The following is a 4154-nucleotide window of genomic DNA, read 5'->3' as shown; positions in this document are numbered from 1 at the left end:
CATGGACCGGATCGACGACGAGGTCGGCCGGACCGTCGACGAGATGCGCGACCTGCGCGACGAGGTCGAGCGCATCGGCGAGGTGGTCGAGCTCATCGACGACATCGCCGAGCAGACGAACATCCTCGCCCTGAACGCCTCCATCGAGGCGGCCCGCGCGGGCGAGGCCGGTGAGGGCTTCGCGGTCGTCGCCCGCGAGGTGAAGGATCTGGCCGAGGAGACTGCCGAGGCGACCACCGAGGTCGAGGCGCTGATCGCGGGCGTCGAGGGGTCCACCGAGTCGGTCGCGGACGGCCTGTTCTCGATGGAGGACGACGTCGAGGCCGGCCGGGCGGTCGTTGAGGAGACCGTCGAGACGCTCGAATCGATCGTCGCGGACGTGGAGGACGCCAACGCGGGGATCCAGTCGATCAACGACGCCACCGACCAACAGGCGGAGTCGACCCAGGAGGCCGTCTCGATGATCGACGAGGTCGCCGAGGTGAGCGTCGAGACGGCGAGCGAGGCGCAGAACGTCTCCGCGGCCGCCGAGGAGCAGACCGCCGCGATCGGCGAGATCTCGACGAGCGCCGAGTCGCTGTCGACACGCGCCGACAAGCTCCGCGCGCTCGCCGACGAGTTCGAGGCGCGCGAGGCGGGGGTCACCGACGCGACCATCGAGTCGGAAGTCGCCGACACGGCCGCTATCGACACCGAAGACGCCGAATCTTGTTCCGACGAACCGTCCGAGGAAGCCGCTGACACCGGATTCGAGTTCGGCGCGGACGACACGGTCGACGGCGCGAACGCGGACACCACCGCGACCGACCCCGGCGAAGCCGCCGCCGACGGCGGCGTCGACGACGCCGAGACCGCACCCGGCGACGACTGATCCGAACGCTCGACGACGCGCAAAAATGGGGTCCCGACTCAGTCGTCCGCCGACGCCGGCTCGTCGCCCGCCGGCTCGATGTCGACCTCGATCTCGGCGGACGCGGCCTTGTACTCGGGGATCTTGGCGCGCTCGTCGAGCACGTCGTTGGTGAGGCGGTTCGCGGAGGCGGCCGCGAAGTGCGGTGTGGTCCAGACGACGCCCTCCTTGATGTCCTCGGTGACGTCGGCGCGGACCGTGATCTCCCCGCGGCGCGAACTCAGCGTCACGTCGTCGCCGTCCTCGATCCCGTAGCGCTCGGCGTCGTTCGGGTGGACGTCGACGAAGTTCTCCGGGTGCTGCTTCGAGAGCGTGGGCGACCGTCGGCTCATCGTCCCGGTGTTGTAGTGCTCTTCGAGCCGCGCCGTGGTCAACACGAGCGGGTACTCCTCGTCGGGAACCTCCTTCGGTTCCTGATGGACGACGCCCTCGATGCGGCCGAGCCCGCTCTCGGTCTCGAAGGAGTCCTCGTAGAGGAACGGGTCGCCCTCGTCGCCCTCCTCGTAGCAGGGCCAGTGGAGCCCGGTCTCGCCGAGCGCGTCGTAGGTCATCCCGTGATAGATCGGGCAGACCTCGCGCAGCTCCTCGAACACCGCCTCGGGACCGTCGAACTCGAACCCGTCCCCGTCGAACAGCCGCGTCCCGACCTCACAGAGGATGTCGAGATCGTGGCGCGTGTTCACGTGGACCTTGTGGACGCCGCGCATGCGCTGGACGCGGCGGTCGGTGTTGGTGACGGTGCCGTCGCGCTCGGCCCACGTCGTCGCGGGGAGGACGACGTCCGCGAGTTCGGCGGTCTCCGTCATGAAGATGTCCTGGACCACCATGAACTCAAGCTCCTCGCGGAACCGCTCCTCCGTCCGGTTACCGTCCGGCTCGCTCATGATCGGGTTCTCGCCCATGACGTAGAGTCCGTGGACGGTGTCGCCGATCGCGTGGGAGATCTCGACGTTCGTCAGCCCCGGCTCGGCGGGGATATCGAACCCCCACACGTCCTCGACCGACTCGCGCGCCTCGTCGTCGTCGACGAGCTGGTAGCCCGGGAGGACGTTCGGCATCGCGCCCACGTCGCAGGTTCCCTGAACGTTGTTCTGCCCGCGCAGCGGGTTGACACCCGTGCCGGGGCGGCCGAGGTTCCCCGTGACCAAGGCGAGGTTGATCTCGTTTTGGACGTTGTCGACGCCGCAGGTGTGCTGGCTCATCCCCATCCCGGTGAAGATGGCGGCGTCGTTGGCCATCGCGTACTTCTCGGCGGCGAGTTCGATGTCTTCGAGCGGCACCCCGCACTCCTCGGCGGCCGCCTCCACGTCGAAGTCCGAGAGGGTCTCCTTCAGGTGGTCGAACCCCTCGGTGCGCGCCTCGACGAACTCCTCGTCGATCCAGCCTGCGTCCGGCTCCGCCTCGTGCCGCTCCAGTATCGTCTTGAGAACGACGTTCAGAAGCGGGATGTCGGTGCCGGGCTTCAACTGGAGGTGCATGTGCCGGTCGGTGTCGTCGATCTCGAACGACCGGGTGGTCTTGTTCGCGTGCGGGTCGACCTGAACGACGGTCGCGCCCTCCAAGACGGCCTGCCGGAAGTACTGGCTGTTGGCGATCGGGTGTTGCTCGCCGGGATTCGCCCCCTGGATCCACAGCACGTCCGCCGACGCCTCCAAGTCGGCCATGCTGTTCGTCATCGCACCCATCCCGAGGCTGGTCCGCAGCGCCCAGACGGTCGAGGCGTGACACATCCGCGTACAGTTGTCGACCTGATTGGTGCCGTACCGCCGCGCCAGCTTCTGGATGAGGTAGTTCTCCTCGTTGAACGTCTTGGAGGAGCCGAAGAATCCCATCCCGTCGGGTCCGTGCTCGTCGCGGATGCCCGCCATCTCGTCGACGACCCTCGTCAGCGCCTCGTCCCACGTCGCCTCGCGGAACTCCCCGTCCTCTTTGATCAGGGGGTCGGTCAGCCGGTCCTCGTGGTCGACGACCTGCGTCGCCGCGCCGCCCTTGATACAGACGCTCCCCTCGTTCACCGGGGCGTCGCCCCACGGCATGAAGCGCATCTCGCCCGGCTCGTCGCCCTCGCGGACGCGGATCCCGCAGCCCACGCCGCAGTACGGACAGATCGTCTTCGTCGCGTCGTCCGGCTCACTGGACATCCGTCTCACCGCGCTCGTATGGGCACATACCGCATGATCCGTCGTGTGGTCCATGAGTGTACCGGTGGATCGTCTCTCCGGGACCGCTACCGCCGAGGGGTGACCGCGAGCCAGCGACGCGGCCGGCCGGGACGACGCCGGCGGCCCGCCCGAAACGAACGTTGATGGCGTCCGCCGCTGTACCTCCGGGTGATGGACCTGCGCGAATCGACCCTCCGCGACCGCGCCCGCGAGTACGCCGCCGCCGAGCCGCTGTACGACGTGGAGTGCCAGCACGTCGAGACGGTGCCGAAGACGTTCGCCGGCGACGAGTACGGGCGACGGGACGCCCAGTGGATCGTCCGCTGGTACTTCCGCCGCTACCTCGGCGAGTTCCCGGACCGGGAGCGGCGCGAGCGCGAGGAGGCCTTCCGGGACAACGCGTTCGACGACGTGGTCGACGCGCTTGACGCGGCGGTCAACGCCCTCGACGTGGCCGACGCCCTTGACGCGGCCGACGTCCTCGACACGGCGGGAGCTGTCGAATCAGAACCCGCTGATTCAGGGGCCGACCGCGACGCCGACAGCGACGTCGACGTCGCCCTCGACGCGCTTACCGACCTCGACGGAGTCGACGTCGCGGTCGCGTCCGGCTTCCTCCAGTTCCTCGCCCCGTCCCGGTTCGTCGCAGTCGATCGTCGGACGTGGGCGGTGTTGGCCGCCGCCGGGGAACTCGACGGCGACTACCCGGAGCCGCCGTCGACCGTCGACTACCGTCGGTTCGACGACGCCTGCCGGACCGTGATGGAGCGGACCGGCGTCGACGCGTGGACGCTGTACCGGGCGCTCTGGCGGTCGTTCGCGGAACTCCCCGAGCCGTCCCCGTAGCCGGCGCTATTCCACGACCTCGACGACCGGATCCTCCGCGGTCAGCCGCGTGAGGAGGACGCGCGGCACGTTCGCGCGGAAGCGGATCTCCCCCGCGATCTTCCGGGCCGCGGCCGCGTCGGCCTCGTCGTCGACCTTGTTCACGACCGGAATCGCGGTCGCGTCGCCCGGGACCCCCTTCAGCCCGCCCGCAGGGCCTGGCGAGGACGGTCGCGACGTCGGCGGGGCGGATCTCC

The 4154-nt window shown here is 69.3% G+C and carries 3 protein-coding genes and 1 pseudogene; 2 read left to right on the top strand and 2 right to left on the bottom strand.

What is annotated here, in order from left to right; genetic code table 11:
- Nucleotides 1-871: methyl-accepting chemotaxis protein (locus tag BN903_RS03820; protein WP_048076435.1), on the top strand; the 871-nt coding region annotated here is incomplete at its 5' end.
- 38 nt (nucleotides 872-909) lie between these two features.
- Here BN903_RS03820 and fdhF read toward each other — a convergent pair.
- Complete coding sequence (gene fdhF / locus BN903_RS03815; RefSeq protein ID WP_048076434.1) at nucleotides 910-3051, bottom strand: formate dehydrogenase subunit alpha; 2142 nt, start codon at nucleotides 3049-3051, stop codon at nucleotides 910-912.
- A gap of 192 nt (nucleotides 3052-3243) precedes the next feature.
- On the opposite strand from fdhF, the gene BN903_RS03810 reads away from it, so the two are divergent.
- Entirely contained in the window at nucleotides 3244-3918 is a 675-nt protein-coding gene (locus BN903_RS03810) for a hypothetical protein (RefSeq protein ID WP_048076433.1), read from the top strand.
- A gap of 6 nt (nucleotides 3919-3924) precedes the next feature.
- Here the strand turns inward: BN903_RS03810 and BN903_RS03805 are convergent.
- Nucleotides 3925-4154, bottom strand: a pseudogene (locus tag BN903_RS03805) (hypothetical protein); the annotation flags it as partial.

The organism is Halorubrum sp. AJ67 (assembly GCF_000513435.1).
The sequence above is the reverse complement of the archived record's forward strand: the minus strand, read 5'-3'. Positions and strand labels throughout refer to the sequence as shown.